The organism is Serratia fonticola (assembly GCF_001006005.1).
Classification (GTDB): domain Bacteria; phylum Pseudomonadota; class Gammaproteobacteria; order Enterobacterales; family Enterobacteriaceae; genus Chania; species Chania fonticola.
In genome coordinates, this window is record NZ_CP011254.1 from 2,926,158 (window position 1) to 2,941,489 (window position 15,332).

General features: G+C 56.7%; 13 protein-coding genes. 5 read left to right on the plus strand and 8 right to left on the minus strand.

Going from position 1 to position 15,332, the window contains the following annotated elements:
* Positions 1 to 133: 133 nt before the first annotated feature.
* Positions 134 to 601: an outer membrane lipoprotein gene (locus WN53_RS13035; RefSeq protein ID WP_024484153.1), complete on the minus strand. Its 468-nt coding sequence runs from the start codon at positions 599 to 601 to the stop codon at positions 134 to 136.
* Positions 602 to 921: 320 nt separating this feature from the next.
* Entirely contained in the window at positions 922 to 1,374 is a 453-nt protein-coding gene (locus tag WN53_RS13040; protein WP_024484154.1) for a periplasmic heavy metal sensor, read from the minus strand.
* A 153-nt stretch (positions 1,375 to 1,527) separates the two neighbouring features.
* Here WN53_RS13040 and WN53_RS28665 point away from each other — a divergent pair, with 153 nt between their 5' ends.
* From WN53_RS28665 to WN53_RS13050, 3 genes are read left to right on the plus strand one after another with little or no spacing between them, the layout of a single operon-like run.
* Positions 1,528 to 1,701 carry a hypothetical protein gene (locus WN53_RS28665; RefSeq protein WP_158645280.1) on the plus strand — a complete coding sequence of 58 codons (174 nt, stop codon included), beginning with the start codon at positions 1,528 to 1,530 and terminating at the stop codon, positions 1,699 to 1,701.
* Positions 1,691 to 3,463 (plus strand): ATP-binding protein, encoded by a 1,773-nt coding sequence (locus WN53_RS13045; protein ID WP_024484155.1) that lies wholly within the window; start codon positions 1,691 to 1,693, stop codon positions 3,461 to 3,463. Before WN53_RS28665 ends, WN53_RS13045 begins: the two co-directional genes overlap by 11 nt.
* Positions 3,450 to 4,793, plus strand: a complete 1,344-nt coding sequence (locus WN53_RS13050) for a sigma-54-dependent Fis family transcriptional regulator (protein ID WP_024484156.1) — start codon at positions 3,450 to 3,452, stop codon at positions 4,791 to 4,793. The genes WN53_RS13045 and WN53_RS13050 overlap by 14 nt, the downstream gene beginning before the upstream one ends.
* 324 nt (positions 4,794 to 5,117) lie before the next feature.
* Here WN53_RS13050 and WN53_RS13055 read toward each other — a convergent pair whose 3' ends face one another.
* The 4 genes from WN53_RS13055 to WN53_RS13070 all read right to left on the minus strand — a co-directional run bounded on the left by WN53_RS13055 (position 5,118) and on the right by WN53_RS13070 (position 10,135).
* The gene (locus WN53_RS13055) at positions 5,118 to 6,449 is read right to left on the minus strand and encodes a c-type cytochrome (protein ID WP_024484157.1); all 1,332 of its coding nucleotides are present in this window, start codon (positions 6,447 to 6,449) and stop codon (positions 5,118 to 5,120) included.
* Between the two features lie 6 nt (positions 6,450 to 6,455).
* Complete coding sequence (locus WN53_RS13060; RefSeq protein WP_046808075.1) at positions 6,456 to 8,726, minus strand: xanthine dehydrogenase family protein molybdopterin-binding subunit; 2,271 nt, start codon at positions 8,724 to 8,726, stop codon at positions 6,456 to 6,458.
* Entirely contained in the window at positions 8,723 to 9,196 is a 474-nt protein-coding gene (locus tag WN53_RS13065; protein WP_024484158.1) for a (2Fe-2S)-binding protein, read from the minus strand. The genes WN53_RS13060 and WN53_RS13065 overlap by 4 nt, the downstream gene beginning before the upstream one ends.
* Before the next feature lie 201 nt (positions 9,197 to 9,397).
* Entirely contained in the window at positions 9,398 to 10,135 is a 738-nt protein-coding gene (locus tag WN53_RS13070; RefSeq protein ID WP_024484159.1) for a carbonic anhydrase, read from the minus strand.
* Positions 10,136 to 10,402: 267 nt separating this feature from the next.
* Here WN53_RS13070 and mltB point away from each other — a divergent pair, with 267 nt between their 5' ends.
* Positions 10,403 to 11,482, plus strand: a complete 1,080-nt coding sequence (gene mltB / locus WN53_RS13075; RefSeq protein ID WP_024484160.1) for a lytic murein transglycosylase B — start codon at positions 10,403 to 10,405, stop codon at positions 11,480 to 11,482.
* Between the two features lie 373 nt (positions 11,483 to 11,855).
* Positions 11,856 to 11,939 (plus strand): damage-inducible type I toxin DinQ, encoded by an 84-nt coding sequence (gene dinQ, locus WN53_RS29155; RefSeq protein WP_363135933.1) that lies wholly within the window; start codon positions 11,856 to 11,858, stop codon positions 11,937 to 11,939.
* Between the two features lie 57 nt (positions 11,940 to 11,996).
* Here dinQ and WN53_RS13080 read toward each other — a convergent pair whose 3' ends face one another.
* Entirely contained in the window at positions 11,997 to 13,166 is a 1,170-nt protein-coding gene (locus tag WN53_RS13080; protein WP_046808076.1) for an HlyD family type I secretion periplasmic adaptor subunit, read from the minus strand.
* 10 nt (positions 13,167 to 13,176) lie between these two features.
* The gene (locus WN53_RS13085; protein WP_024484161.1) at positions 13,177 to 15,315 is read right to left on the minus strand and encodes a type I secretion system permease/ATPase; all 2,139 of its coding nucleotides are present in this window, start codon (positions 15,313 to 15,315) and stop codon (positions 13,177 to 13,179) included.
* Positions 15,316 to 15,332: the final 17 nt, after the last annotated feature.

Sequence of the window (15,332 nt, forward strand, 5' to 3'; positions counted from 1 at the left end):
TTTTTATTGTAATGGCCGAGCCGGAAAACTCGCTATTATCCCGCAAGGGGAGTTCGTCCCTGAATTCTGTATCCTATCAGCAAGGGGGCCATGTTGCGGCCTGACACCTAAACCGTGAAGCAACTTGTTCCCTTTAGCGTGGTGATACGGTGGTGGTGCTGCCATTGGTTACCAGTGCGACGCGCTGCCCGTTATGGAACTGGGTTGAGCCCTGTGCCTGAACGACCACGATATTCACGCCGTCATCCCGGCGCACTTCCAGTTCCACCCCGGCGCTGCGGTTCATGGCGCTTTGGATCCCTGAGCCAGCAGCTGCGCCCCCCACGGCACCCGCCGCTGTTGCCAGGCTGCGTCCTGAGCCGCCACCCACGGTATTACCCAGGAAGCCACCGACCACGGCCCCACCAATAGCCCCAGCGGCGTTGGTACCATCACCACCCTGGATGGTTACCGGGCGTACGGAGACCAGCGTGCCATAAGTGACGAAGTTGGCCTGCCTGGCCTGTGCTGCAGTAAAGGTATCGCCGGAAGCGGTGCGATTAGCGTTACATCCGCTCAGAACGGCGGCAGCAAGAGCGACAACAATGATTGTTTTATTCATGAGAAAACTCCGAGCAAGTTAAGTGCGCAAAGAGACAGTCGTTGTCTCATGCAAATAAGTATGGCAGGAACTTGATTTTATTCAGGTGGTACGACAAAAAATTATATTCGGGCGTAAGAATAAGGATTAAGAATTTTAGTATGTTGTTTTAAGTCAATTTACTGAGAATATTCTCATTAATCAGCATGATTAATTGTTCTGAAGGGATAAATGAATAGCGGGGTGACAGCCTGAGCGATTCTGGAATGGCGAAGCATTGGCGGGAGAAACCAGAGCGGGTCTGGGGTTCTCCCGGTTTTATCTAAGGGTAATGTTAGGGCTTAACGGCAGCCGCGTCCGCCGTGCATCCCCGCTCCGCCCATCCCATGGCCCATCACTGGCACTCCGGCCTTGGCCAGATCGGTATCCAGTGCTACGCGTTGTTGGTACAGGTTGTCACGCAATGCGGTCACTTCTTTGCTCACGGCCAAGACCTTTTGTTCATCCAAAGGCTTGCTGGTCAGCAGCGCCTGATATTCGTATTGCTTGGACATCAGCTGTTGGCGCAGATCGGCGGTTTTCGACTGGAACTCATCAAAGGCTTTCTGGCTGACGACTTGCTGTTCAGGCGTCAAGTTCGCGCGGTTAGCGTGCTGATAACCCATCCCTTGATGGGTTCCCTGTGCATTGCCCATATTGGCGTGGTAACCATTTTGCGCCAATGCGGTAGTGCTAACACCGGCCAGCAGGGCAACGGAGATAATGGCGGCGAAGGTGGTTTTAGTTAGCGTCATGATTGATTTCCTTTTATTTAGGGTTCATGGATTCCATTTCTTTAATTGCAACCCGCGTGCCAGCTTCAGGCTGGCATGGGAATTGTATAGATCCAGGATCACCGTCAGGGCTTGGCTATCTCAGCCAACGGGCGCCAGCCAAGGAACTCCAGCATGCAGCGCGTTAAGTTTATGACAGTAATAAAAATAACTGAGGGTGGAGGATGGCCGTTGGCTGGTCGCAATCCAGAGATAAAGTGGGTTATTTTTACTCGCCATACTGATAGTGTGGGTAATAATTACCCGCACGCTGGCGTGCCGGTTGCAGAGGAAGCCAATGGAATTTAAAACCAAATCGACGCTCTTACCTGCCTGGATTGCGATCGCCGCGGTCGCGTTACTGCTTGGCATTATCATCACGCTGGCCATTAAAGATCTGCAGCGTGGGCGTGAGGTGGAAATCCAGACGCTACGAGAAAAAAGCGCGGTGTTGATGAGCTCGTTTGAATCCGGTGCTCGTACCGGTATGGGCATGCGCTGGCGCCACGATCAGCGTCAAACCCTGTTGGAGGAGATGGCCTATCAGCCAAACGTGCTGTACATCGCCATTACCGATCGCTCTGGCCGTATCCTGGCGCACAGCGATCCGCAACGCGTTGGTCAGCAGTTGTATAGCCCGCAACAGATGGCTGAGCTGAAGGTCTCCAGCGATGCACAGTGGCATATGACGACCTTTGATGAGCCGCAGGCTCAGCAGCAGAATGCTTTCGAAGCCTACCGTTGGTTTAAGCCGCTCAAGCGCGGCAGCGGCCACTCTGGCCATATGATGAACCGATCGCGTATGCAGGAGGCTGCCGAGCCTCAGGATGATGAGCAGGCCGTTATTTTTGCGGCGTTAGACACCGTCGCGCTGGATGCCGCCCAGGCAAAGGATATGCGCAACACCTCGATTTTGCTGTCCATCCTGCTGTTGCTGGCGTTAGCCAGTTTGTTGGCGCTGTTCTGGGGGCGGCGTTATCAACGCTCCAGCCAACAGTTGCAGGACTCAAGGGCCTTCTCCAGCGAAATTATCAGTAACTTGCCGATGGGCTTGATCACCACCAATGATCAGCACCAGATCCGAGTGGTTAACCATGCGGCAGAAGTGATGCTGGGTTGTAGCGCCGCCGAGCTGTTTGGCCAGCCTAGCCATCAGGCGCTGCCAGCCGAATGGCAGCAACTGGCACAGAAAAGTAGTCAAGGCCAGCCGATTATCGAACAGGATATTGACCATCGTCTGGCTGGTGGGCAGAGCCTGCCGTTGAGCCTCAGCGTGGCGAATATTGTTAATCACAGCGGCCATTTTCTGGGTAACGTATTTATCTTCCGCGATATGCGGGAAATTCGCCAACTGCAAGAGGAGATCCGCCGCAAAGAAAAGCTGGCGGCTATCGGCGATTTAGCGGCTGGCGTGGCCCACGAGATCCGCAACCCACTTTCCTCCATCAAAGGCTTCGCCAAGTATTTTGCCGACCGCTCGCCTGCGGGTAGCGAACAGCATGAACTGGCCAAGGTGATGGCGAAAGAGGTCGACCGTCTCAACCGGGTGATCACCGAGTTACTGGCGCTGGTGCGCCCTGCCGATCTGTGTTTGCAGCGGGTGGCGATTAACGAGGTGATCGAACATTCGCTGCACCTGATCCGTCAGGATGCTGAGAGTAACAATATCGCCCTTCGTTCCCGTTGTGATGAAGCTTTGTCGCTGGTGGAGATCGATCCCGATCGCCTCACTCAGGTGTTGTTGAATCTGTATCTCAATGCCATCCAGGCGATTGGCTCGGATGGCGTACTCGAGGTTGATGTTGAAGCGACCAAGGAGGGGGCGATGCGCATTACCGTCTGCGACTCGGGTGCCGGTATCCCACCTGACGAGCTTGGAAAAATCTTTAACCCTTACTTCACCACCAAGGCGGCGGGCACTGGCCTGGGCCTGACCATGGTGCAGAAAGTGATCGAGGAGCACCAGGGGACGATCGCCGTTACCAGTAGCCAACCAACGGGCACCCGATTTGAAATAGTGATCCCGCTCAGGCACAACAATCCACAAGGGGAGGCTCATGCAGACGCCTAACGCACATATTTTGCTGGTTGAGGACGATATCAGCCATTGCACCATCCTTCAGGCGCTTATTAGCGGCTGGGGCTACCGGGTCAGCGTGGCGCATAACGGCCGACAAGCGTTGGAGCAGGTCAGGGCACAGCCGTTCGATCTGATCCTCAGCGACGTGCGAATGGCGGAAATGGATGGCATCGCGGCGCTGAAGGCCATCAAAAGCTATAACCCGGCGATCCCGATCCTGATCATGACCGCCTACTCCAACGTGGAGTCTGCCGTTGAAGCGATTAAGGCGGGGGCTTATGACTATCTGACCAAGCCTCTCGATTTCGATACGTTGCAGCTCACGTTGGCACGCGCACTGGAGCATACCTCGTTAAAAAGCGAGAACCAGGATCTGAAGCAGCGTTTGCGGTTCGATCAGCAAAATTTTATTGGCCGCAGTGAACCGATGCGCAAGCTGCTGGAAATGATCGCCATGATCGCCCCTTCTGATGCGACAGTCTTGATCAGTGGCGAATCAGGCACCGGCAAGGAACTGATAGCTAGAGCTGTGCACGCCAACAGCCTGCGCAAGGAGCGGCCATTGGTGAGCATCAACTGCGCCGCCTTGAGCGAATCTCTGCTGGAGTCGGAGCTGTTCGGTCATGAGAAAGGGGCATTTACCGGTGCCGATAAACGCCGGGAAGGGCGTTTTATGGAGGCCGATCAGGGCACGCTGTTCCTGGACGAGATTGGAGAAGTCTCGCCGTTGATGCAGGCAAAATTACTGCGGGCGATCCAGGAGCGGGAGATCCAGCGGGTGGGCAGTAATCAGACCCTGTCGGTGGATGTACGTCTGATCGCAGCGACCAACCGGGATCTGTTGGCGGACGTGGAGGCTGGCAGGTTCCGTCAGGATCTCTACTATCGGCTGAATGTGGTGACGGTCGACAGCCCGCCGCTCAGGGCGCGCCGCGAAGACATTCCCCTGTTGGCAATGCATTTTCTGGCCAAATTTGCCGAGCGTAACCGTAAGCCGGTTAAGGGATTCACCCCGTTGGCGATGGATATGCTGCTGAAATATTCCTGGCCTGGTAACGTGCGGGAGTTGGAAAACAGCGTTGAGCGTGGGGTGATCCTGCTGAGTGGGGACTTTATCAGTGAAAAAGAGCTGCCGCTGAGCATTAGCCAGTGTGTTGATGTGCAGCCAGATCGCCAATGTGGCCAAGCGATCCAGCCGTTGGAGCAGGTAGAGAAACAGGCGATTTTGGCGGCGCTGGAACAAACCGCCGGTAACAAGACCGAGGCGGCCAAACAGCTGGGCATTACCCGTAAAACGCTGTTGGCCAAGTTACAGAAGTAGCTTCTGGCTTTCGTTCACACCCCTCACCCTAACCCTCTCCCACAGGGAGAGGGGACCGATCGAGCGGGGCTGAAAGTGTAGTAATTCTTAATAAGCACCGGTGGTTGAAGGGACAATCAAAGGTTGCTGATATAACCTCCGTTCTTCCAAAAGAGCAGGGGCCATCAGCTCCCTCTCCCAAAAGGCGAGGGGACCGATCGAGTTTGCTGAGATTATCTCTTTACTTCCAAAAGAGCAGGGGCCATCAGCTCCCTCTCCCAAAAGGCGAGGGGACCGATCGAGTTTGCTGAGATTATCTCTTTACTTCCAAAAGAGCAGGGGTCATCAGCTCCCTCTCCCTGTGGGAGAGGGTTGGGGTGAGGGGTCAGTCTCCGCCCGCAGTTCAGCCACCCGTTGTTGCAAATCAGGCCACGGTTTTTGCTTGGTAAAGTCCTGCCGTAGATACTGCAGCAGCGCAGCGATTTGCTCGTCGTTGAGGTTATAACGGAACGCAGGCATATAGCCCAATTCGCCTTTGGCCGGATGCTGGATACCGGAAAGCACCACGCGGATGGCATTATCCGGGCTGTCGCTATACAGGTTGCTGTTCAGGGCCAGGGAAGGGCGTACGCCCTGCATCTGCGCGCCTTTCTCCTGAGAGTGGCAAGCCATACAGGCACCGGAGAAAATCCGCGCTCCCTGCGAAGTCAGCGGCTCAACCCTTTGCTCCGCCAGCCGGTTAATCTCTGTGGCCTTACCGGGGAGGCTTTCATCCTGAGGATTGAAAGAATGCAGATAGGTAGTAATGGCCTGCAAATCCTCTGTTGGCAGTTGAGAAAGACCTTCCTCGATCACCGGCGCCATCGGCCCAGCAGCCACACCGTGGTTTGCGGAGTAGCCGGTTTGCATAAAGGTCAGCAGATCCTGCTGGCTCCAGGCCAGCGGCAACTGAGGATTAGCGGTCAGGGACGGAGCGGTCCAGCCTTCTGCGACACCGCCGCTCAAGTGTTTGCTGCCCCCTTGCTCCCCAAACAGGAAGTTTCGTGGCGAATGACAGGCGCTGCAATGGCCTAGCCCCTCCGTCAGATAGGCCCCCCGGTTCCACTCTTTACTCTGGCTGGCGTCTGGCTGCATGGCTCCGGGCGTCAGATAGAGCCAGTTCCAGGTCACAATCCCCTGACGGATATTGAACGGGAAATGTAATGCGGTTTTCGGCGGCTGGTAATGCACCGCTGGCTGCGTCATCAGGTAGGCGTACAGCGCCTTGAGATCTTCGTCGCTGGTGCGCGTAAATGCGGTATAGGGGAAAGCCGGGTAGAGGTAATTGCCCTGGCGATCGACCCCGTGACGCATGGCGCGTTCAAAGGCGGGATAGGACCATCTACCGATACCCGTTTCCAGGTCGGGCGTAATATTGCTGGTATAGATGGTACCGAACGGGATCTCCATCGCTAGCCCGCCGGTATTGCGCTCACCACCGGGGCGGGTGTGACACACCGCGCAATCACCAAGAGCGGCCAACTGCTTACCTTTTTCAATCTGCGCCTGGTTGAAGGTGTGGGTATCCAGGCTTTCGACTTGCACTATTTCTGGCTGCCAGGTGGCAATGGCCCCCACCGCCACGATGACGGCAACAGCCACTGCGCCCAGCCCGGCGATTTTCTTTATCTTGTTCATTTTAGATTACCCGTTTTCTTGGCTGGAGGTGGCCGAAGCCGATAATGCCTTCAGGATCCGCTCTGGAGTGAAGGGGACTTCGCGCAGCCTGACGCCCAGCGCATCAAATAACGCATTGGCGATCGCGGCAGCGCTCGGTACGGAGGCGGATTCACCCGCTCCCATCGGTGGCTCATGTGGGTTATCCAGCAGTTGGATATCCACCTCTGGCAGTTCGTCAAACCGCAGTAGGGGGTAACCGCCCCAATCCAGGGAAGTCACTCCGCTGGCGTCAAAGGTGACAAACTCTTTCAGGACGCGGCTGGCAGACTGGATGATGTTGCCATGCACCTGATGGCGCACGCCTGCCGGATTGACGATTTGCCCGCAGTCGTGGGCCACGTAGATCTTGTTCAGTTTGATCTGCCCGTTGCGGCGATTAACGCTGAGATCGCAGACCCAGGCCGCCCAAGCGGCACCAAACCCGGGGAATTTGCTGTGGAAGTAACGGGCGTAGGCGAAGCCTCGCCCATTAACCACTTCTTGATCCTCAGCCACCGGCTGGCGGTGTGCTGGCCCATCCTGCCAGTTGGCCTGTTTTTTCAGCGCCTGGATCAACGTAATGGCGCGCGGATCGGTTAAATATTGCAGCCGGTAGGCGATCGGATCCTGATTGGCGAGGTAGGCCAATTCGTCGATCCAGCTTTCATGGGCAAACACGTTCGGCAGCGCAGACACGCCACGCATCCAGGAAGCCCGCACGATAGGGGCCGCATCTTCCGCAATCACCCGCATATGCGGATATTCATATTGCGGCACGGCAGTACGGTCACCCATCTGCTGCACATCTGCGCGGTTGGCGACCTTGCCGGTCAATACCAGCGGCAGGGTAACGGCGTTGTTGGAGGGATAGCTGGTCCTTAGCTCATAGGCGGCAACCTGATGATTGGCATCCAGCCCGCCACGTACGCGGATCAATTGCCCGGTGCCTTTTGGCTCCCAACCCGCTTCCTGTTCGCGCATCAACTGCACCCGTACCGGCTTGCCGGTGGCATGTGACAGTAAGGCCGCATCTGCCGAAACGTCGTCGGCGCAGTTACGACCGTAGCAGCCGGAAGCTTCCATGCGATTGATATGCACCTGCTCCGGCTCACGGCCAAGCAATTTGGCAATGTCTTTGCGCAGGTCATGGGGATTTTGCGTACCAGACCAGATTTCCACCTGATGCGCGTTCACCTCGGCCACGGCACAGGAAGGGCCGATAGAGGCATGTAAATGATATGGCCAGACGTAGTCGACATTGACCGGCGTTGCGACTGCGGCAAGGGCGTCGGTGGTGCCCGGATCGTCGCGCAGAATTCGCTCGGCTTTCGGCATGGCTTCCAGCGTAGCGTGCAGCTTGTCCAAAGAGAGATCCGGTAACCCGGCCCAGGGCTGCCATTGCACCTTCAGTTGGCGCATGGCTGCGATCGCCTGTTCCTCACGCTCGGCCACGATGCCGATAAAATCATTGATGACCACCAGTTTGACAATACCGGGCAGGTGGGCGATGGAGCCCCGATCGACGGAGATCATCGCTTTTCCTAATGGCGCGCTGCTGTCTGCTCCGGCATAAGGCGGACGTACCACCCGGCCATGTAACATGCCTGGTAGGCGCATATCGTGCACATAGGTCAGTTGGCCGCGAACCTTGGCCGGAATATCGACGCGAGCCACCGGTTTGCCCACATACTGGCCGCTTTGCGGGCTTTTCAGCACCACATTGCTGTCCAGCGGCAGATGCAGATCCTGCCCACGCGCCAGTTCGGCGTAGCTCAGGCGGGCTGAGGGGGCATCTGGGGCAAACACGAAGCCATTGGCGGTTGTCAGCTGTGTGGCCGGGCGCTTGAAGGCAAGAGCAGCCAGTTCCACCAGCAATTGCCGCACCTGCGCTGCCGCCTGACGCAAGGGAACCGAGGTTACCTGAATGGTGGCGCTGGCGATGGTTGGGCCTTGATCGGGCGTGCGATTGGTATCGCCCAGGATCAGCGTGACATCGTCGAAAGCCACGTCCAGCTCATCGGCGACAATCTGCGCCAGTGAGGTGCGTATGCCGGTACCGAGATCGACGTGGCCGTTAAACGCGGTCACTTTGCCGTCGGCACTGAGGGCAATAAAGCTGCTGATACGGTCCAGGGGGATCGCTTTGCCTGCGGCGGCAGGGCTGCCTGCCAGCGCGTTGAAGGGTAACAGGCTGCTGACCATCACTACGCCACCCGCCTGCAGCAGGCGGCGACGGGTTATTTGCATTTCCATCATTGGGCACCGCGCTCGGCCAGTAGCCGCTTGGCCTGTTTCGCCGCAGCCAGAATTTCCAGATGGGTACCGCAACGGCACAGGTTGAAGGCTAATTCGTTTTTGATCTGTTGCTCGCTGGCTTCGGGATCGCGTTCAAACAGCGCCACCAGCGTCATAATCATGCCGTTGGTGCAGTAGCCACACTGTGCGGCCTGTTCGTCGATAAAGCCCTGTTGCACCGGATGTAAATGGCCTTCCTGGCTTAGCCCTTCCAGCGTGGTGATCGCTTTCCCCTGGGCAGCAGACAGCGGGGTGGAACAAGAGCGGGCCGCAACGCCGTCGATCAGTACGGTACAGGCACCGCATTCACCCAGGCCACAGCCATATTTGGGGCCGTTGAGTTGTAGATCGTTGCGAAGGACATACAGCAGGGGAGTCTCTGGTGGGATATTGCTCAGTGCGACCAAACGGCCATTAACCTTAATTTCCATGTAAAACCCTATCCTTGATGAGTTTAATTTTTTGTGAATTCTATGTTGATGGCTGGAGGCTTGTTTGATCAAAAGAGGGATTTTCAATAATTAGCAGAATAATTATTGAAACAGGATGTGATGTAATGCATTGATACTCAAGAAGAGTTATAAGCAGCGGCGAGCCAATGCCCACCGCTGTTGTGAGGGGTTACCTAAGGGTTAAGCGAGAAACTCAACTTTGCCACCGTCCAGATGGTACATGCTGCCTACAATCTTGATTTTTCCTTCCTCTTCCAGCTTTTTTAGCACCGGGCTGTTTTTGCGGATATCGGCGATGGTCATCTCGACGTTGGTTTTGGCGACGGCATCGACAAATTCATAGTTGCTACCGCTGCGTTCGCCTTTAAATTCGGTCTTGTCGATGGCCGGTTTGATCTTGTTGAGCAACCCGGTCAGGTTACCCAACTCGACATTCTCGATGGCCCCTCTTACCGCGCCGCAGGCGGTATGCCCCATCACCAGCACCACTTTGGCTCCGGCAGCGGCGCAGGCAAATTCCATGCTGCCCAGAATGTCGTCATTCTGGATATTACCGGCAACACGCGCGTTAAAGGTTTCACCGATGCCGGTGTCCAGCAGGATCTCCGCCGGAGCGCGTGAGTCAATGCAGCTTAAAATGACTGCTGCCGGGAACTGTCCCTGAGCGCTGGCCTGCTTCTGGGCAACATAGTCATGCTGCTGCATTTTGCCTTCCCGAAAGCGCATATTGCCTTGTTTAAAGCTGGCAATGATGTCGTCCGGCGTCATTTTATCGCGCTGTTCTTTGGTCATCGCGGCGGCAAAGGCCACTGACGGCGCGGTGAAACCGGCAATGCCGGTCATGGCTAATACTGAAAGGGCTGCGGTACGTTTTAGCAGGGCACGGCGTGGCGGTTCTTGATCGGGGAGCTTACTCATATACGTTATTCCTCGTGTGCTGTTTTGGAGAGAAAACACGTTGATTGCGCCAGTTCCCAGGGGCAATGAAACAACCGGGCGTGGTGGCGTTGAACGGGTATCGCCTTGATAAAGGTAAGCACTAGTAAGTGTATATGTGTCCTTGCTTTTCAGCTGGGTATTTTGTGAACAAAATGAGGTCGCCGGGGACCAGATTCCTGTTTGTTCGCGCCAGACAATGGCTTAACATAGCGACAACTATTTTTGCCTGGCCTATATGGATATCCGATGCGTCATCTGGTTACGCTTTTACCCCTGATCCCTTTGCTGGCTGCCTGTAGCAGCGAGCCTAAACCTACTGAGCAATTGGCTCCCCCAGAGAGCCTGGTGCAGAGTGGTTTTGTGCTTGAACCGGAGCATGCCATTCATCCACTCGGCGGCGACTTTGCCAATAATCCGGCGACGGCGCGCTTTATCGACAAGATGGTGCAGGAGCACGGCTTTGAGCGCCAGCAGTTGCATGACGTACTGGCCCAGGCCAAACAGCTAGACTGGGTGGTGGCGCTGATGGATAAGCAGGCACCCGCGGGTAAGCCAGCGACGTCGCCAAACGGTGCCTGGATCCGCTATCGCAACAAGTTCCTGACGCCGGACAACGTGCAGAACGGAGTGGTGTTCTGGAATAAATATGAGGCGGATCTTCAGCGCGCCTACCAGGTTTACGGCGTACCGCCAGAAATTATCGTGGGCATTATCGGGGTGGAAACCCGTTGGGGCCGAGTGATGGGCAAAACGCGCATTATCGATGCGTTGGCGACGCTGTCGTTTAACTACCCACGCCGTGCCGAGTACTTTAGCGGTGAATTGGCCACCTTCCTGCTGATGGCGCGCGCCGAAGGTGACGATCCGCTTTCCCTGCGCGGCTCCTACGCCGGTGCTATGGGCTACGGTCAGTTTATGCCTTCGTCGTTCAAGAGTTATGCGGTTGACTTCAACGGCGACGGCCATATCAACCTGTGGGATCCGGTGGATGCCATCGGCAGCGTGGCCAACTACTTCAAAGCTCATGGCTGGACGCGTGGGGCAACGGTGGCGGTGCCGGCTAATGGCCAGGCTCCTGGTTTAGAGACCGGTTTTAAAACCAACTATTCGGTCGCTACGCTGGCTGCGGTTGGGTTGACGCCGCAAGGCTCGTTGGAAGGGAATCAGCAGGTCAGCCTGCTGCGCCTGGATATGGGCAACCGTTATCAATATTGGTACGGCCTGCCGAACTTCTACACTATCACCCGTTATAACCACAGCGTGCATTATTCGATGGCGGTGTGGCAGTTGGGTGAAGCGGTGGGCAGGGCTCGGCGCGGGCAGTGAGTTTTACTGATTTTTGAGCGAATTTCAGGCGTAAAAAAACCCGATGGTGAATCGGGTTTTTTTACATTCTGGCGCTGAGTTGGTGGCTCTAACCAGAGTGAAACAGCCAATATCTAACTCGATCAGTATACGCAGGATTTGATTGATTTTCAAACTACCGCGTAGCGGATATAATCAGAGGGTTAGCTCTGTTTGCTGTTGAACTCTGGTATGCGAGGGAACGTATTCAAGTCCTGGCTGGAGTTACGGGTGGTGCCGGTTCTGGTGCTCTAGCCGGAGTGAAGCAGCCAATATCTAACAATGAAGGGCAACCTCTATAACAGGCAATGTAAGGGCAAGTAGGGGGCTCTCACTCCTTTTTAAGGAGTAACGGATGAAAACTTTCATTGATAAAGTTCTCATCGTTCTGAAAGCGCTGGTTGCGCTGTTGGAACTGATCCGCAGATTCATCGACTGATGAAGGTGGAAACGTAAATAAGGCCAGGGAGGCTAACCACTCTCTGGTCTTTAATAATTACCGTTCCCGCAGTGACTCCTTCACCTTGTTCAGCGGCTTGATCAGGTAATCCAGCACGCTTTTCTGCCCGGTCTTGATCTCCACGCTGGCCACCATTCCCGGCACAATCGGGAACTTCTTGCCCGCCTTATTCATCAGCTCCGCCTGCTTGGTGCGCACGTAAACCCGGTAGTAATACTGGTCACGTTTGACCTCGTCCTGAATGGTATCCGGGGAAACGTTCTCCACCTCGCCATTCAGGTTGCCGTAGATCGACGAATCATAGGCGGTTACTTTGACGGTGGCGGGCAGGCCAGGGCGGATATAGGCGATATCGCGTGGGTTGATGCGGGTTTCGATCAGCAACTGATCTTCCAACGGCACGATCTCCATCAGCTTGCCGCCTGGCTGCAACACGCCGCCCACGGTGGTCACCTGAATATCCTTCACGATCCCACGCACTGGCGAGACCATGGTGGCGCGATCCAGCTGATCTTCCTTACCATTCACCAGCTCCAACTGGGCGTCCAGATCGGCGTTGTTTTTTACCTGCTCCTCACGCGCCCGCACGGCATACTGGTTAATTGCCTCGTCAATCTTGCCGCGCAGTTCGCTGACCTGCCGCCGCAGGCGGATCACTTCAACCTGACCGGCGGCCCCTTTGGCAACCAGCGGCTCGGTCATGCGTAATTCCTGCTGGACTAACTGCATCGACTGTTGCAGATTGCTGACGGTTTCATCACGGTTGCGCTTGCGGGATTCGTACAGCTGGCGTTCACGGGCCACCAGACTTGGTTCTTTCAACGTATCGGCGCTGAACTGCAGTGGCTCACCGGTCAGCTCGGAACGCAGGCGTTCGGCGGAGGCGCGCAAGGTGCGCACGCGGGAAAAGGCCTCGCCATAGTTGGACTGGAAGCGTTTTACATCCAACTGCGCCAATTTTTGGCCCTTGTTGACGATGTCACCTTCGTGCACATACAGGTGATCGATAATCCCACCGTCCAGGCTCTCAATCAGCTGCGCCCGGCTTAAGGGCGTGACCTTGCCGGTGCCGACGGTGACCTCATCGAGTATGGCAAAATAGGCCCAGACCACAAACAGGATCATCCCCAGCAGTGTCAACCAAAGTACCGAGGAATGCCGCCGCCCCTGGCGTGCCAGATCGTCTTGCATGGTGATATTGCTCATTGCTCGCTCCTCATGCTACGCCCTGTTCTTTATTGATCGGCTTATTGGCTGCCTGCAGGATCTGATCCCGTGGCCCATCGGCCACCACGCGGCCGTTATCCAGCACCACGATACGATCCACCAGCTTCAACAGCGCTGGCCGATGGGTGACCAGCACCAGCGTGCGGCCGCTGAGCCAGCCGTGCATCTGGCGGATCACGTACTCTTCCAACTGTTCATCCATGGAGGCGGTAGGTTCATCCAGCAGCACGATTTGCGGGTTGCGCAGGATCATACGGCTCAGCAACACCATCTGGCGCTGGCCGCCGGACAGGCCGCGGCCTCCTTCATGAATAATGCGATCCAGGCTGGCGGCGTCCTGTTGCACCAGGCTCAGTGCGCCCGAGATCCGCAGCGCCTGGAGCATTTCCGATTCGGTAGCATGAGGGTGGCCGAGCATCAGGTTCTGGCGCAGACTGCCGAAAAACAGCCGCGACTCCTGCGAGAGAAAGCCCAGTTGGCGGCGCACATCGCTGGGATCGATATGGCTGATATCGACACCGTCGATGATCACCTTGCCCCGGGTGGCGCTCGCCTGGCCGGAAAGCAGCTTCAGCAGCGTCGATTTCCCCGCGCCGACCTTGCCGAGGATCGCTACCCGTTCGCCGGGTTTGATCTCCAGATTATTGACGGTGATCGAGTTATCCCCTTTCTCGACGTCGTAGCTGTATTGCAGATTGCGCAGTTGGAAATGGCCGCTTAGCACCGGGCAATGAGCCATCTTGCCCTCTTCCGGCTTGTCGAGCGGCTTCTTCAACAGATCGTCAAGGCCGGTCATGGCGGTTTTGGCGTGCTGCCAGCGTGAGAACACCATGGTCAACTGCATCAGCGGGGCAATGGTGCGTGAGGAAAGCAGGCTACAGGCCACCATGGTACCGGTAGTGATATCGCCAGCGAGCACCAGATAGCTGCCAAACACCAGCATCCCGGCATAGGTCAACTGCTGTACCGTTGAGGCCCAACCGCTGAGCCGCGCGCCCCACAGCCGCTGCTGCATACCGATGTTGGCACTGACCGCGTGGGTCTGTTCCCATTGGCGCTGGAAGTAGGGCTCGGCTTGCAGTGCCTTGATATCCTCAACCCCTTCGATCGACTCAACCAGCACCGCGTTGCGCAGAGCGCTTTCCCGCATGCCTTCCTTCGCCAGCCTGGCCATCGGCCATTGCAGCAAGATGCCAGGAATGACGATCAGCGGGATTGCCAGCATCGGGATAAACACCAGCGGGCCGCCGACCAGCGCCATAATGGCGAGGAACAGCAGCACGAACGGCATATCCGCCGCCGCACCCACGGTGGTGGAGGTCAGCAATTCCCGTACCTGATCGATCTCCCGCAGCTGCGAGATAAACGAGCCGGTCGATTTTGGCCGCGCTTCGTTTTTGATCGCCAGGGCGCGGGCAAACAGCATGCCGGAGATCTTCAGGTCGATTTTCTTGCCCATCAGATCGGAGATCACGGTGCGCGACAGGCGGATGGCATACTCCAGCGCCGCCGCGATCAGCACCCCAAAGAACAGCACCCACAAGGTGGAGTAAGACTGAGCCGGAATAACCCGGTCATAGACCTGCATCGAAAACAGAATACCGGCGAGTGCCAGTACGTTGCTGATGATCGAGGCCAGCGAGATCTCGCCGATTTGCCGTTTGGCCCCGCGAAAATGTTGCCAGAACCAGTGCTTGCGGTAGGGCTGTACGAAGTCGTCGATACGCGCATCCTGCCCGCGCTCCGCCGCCCCCAGCAGCACAATGCTGCCTTGCCCTTTCAGCAGCAACTCCACCAACTCGGCCTCTCGTTGCACGTCGCCGCTGTCGTTGAGCCAGTACAGCGCCTTGCCTTCGCTGTCGAGGGATTCGATCACCATCAGGCCGCCGTCGTCGATCTCGATCAGGGCGGGTAGGATCTCGTTACGCCAGCGGACTTTCTCCCGCGGCTGCAAGCTGACGCTAAGCCCCATCAGGTGGCCCAGACGTTCCAGCCGGCGCGGGGCAGGCAGTTGTTCATACCAGCGCATTTGCTGGCGGACGGATTTGATATCGACAGCCAGACCGTAGCCGTTGGCCGCCCGGGCCATGGCTGCGATCCAGGCTTCGAGTGATGCAGGTTGTGACATAAGCGCTCCTGGCAAAA

What these genes read in the sequence shown, in the direction of transcription:
- WN53_RS13070 (WP_024484159.1), bottom strand. Translation starts at nt 10,135, where the DNA reads ATGAGTAAGCTCCCCGATCAAGAACCGCCACGCCGTGCCCTGCTAAAA.
- mltB (WP_024484160.1), top strand. Translation starts at nt 10,403, where the DNA reads ATGCGTCATCTGGTTACGCTTTTACCCCTGATCCCTTTGCTGGCTGCC.
- WN53_RS13035 (WP_024484153.1), bottom strand. Translation starts at nt 601, where the DNA reads ATGAATAAAACAATCATTGTTGTCGCTCTTGCTGCCGCCGTTCTGAGC.
- WN53_RS13050 (WP_024484156.1), top strand. Translation starts at nt 3,450, where the DNA reads ATGCAGACGCCTAACGCACATATTTTGCTGGTTGAGGACGATATCAGC.
- WN53_RS13045 (WP_024484155.1), top strand. Translation starts at nt 1,691, where the DNA reads ATGGAATTTAAAACCAAATCGACGCTCTTACCTGCCTGGATTGCGATC.
- dinQ (WP_363135933.1), top strand. Translation starts at nt 11,856, where the DNA reads ATGAAAACTTTCATTGATAAAGTTCTCATCGTTCTGAAAGCGCTGGTT.
- WN53_RS28665 (WP_158645280.1), top strand. Translation starts at nt 1,528, where the DNA reads ATGCAGCGCGTTAAGTTTATGACAGTAATAAAAATAACTGAGGGTGGA.
- WN53_RS13040 (WP_024484154.1), bottom strand. Translation starts at nt 1,374, where the DNA reads ATGACGCTAACTAAAACCACCTTCGCCGCCATTATCTCCGTTGCCCTG.
- WN53_RS13085 (WP_024484161.1), bottom strand. Translation starts at nt 15,315, where the DNA reads ATGTCACAACCTGCATCACTCGAAGCCTGGATCGCAGCCATGGCCCGG.
- WN53_RS13065 (WP_024484158.1), bottom strand. Translation starts at nt 9,196, where the DNA reads ATGGAAATTAAGGTTAATGGCCGTTTGGTCGCACTGAGCAATATCCCA.
- WN53_RS13055 (WP_024484157.1), bottom strand. Translation starts at nt 6,449, where the DNA reads ATGAACAAGATAAAGAAAATCGCCGGGCTGGGCGCAGTGGCTGTTGCC.
- WN53_RS13060 (WP_046808075.1), bottom strand. Translation starts at nt 8,726, where the DNA reads ATGATGGAAATGCAAATAACCCGTCGCCGCCTGCTGCAGGCGGGTGGC.
- WN53_RS13080 (WP_046808076.1), bottom strand. Translation starts at nt 13,166, where the DNA reads ATGAGCAATATCACCATGCAAGACGATCTGGCACGCCAGGGGCGGCGG.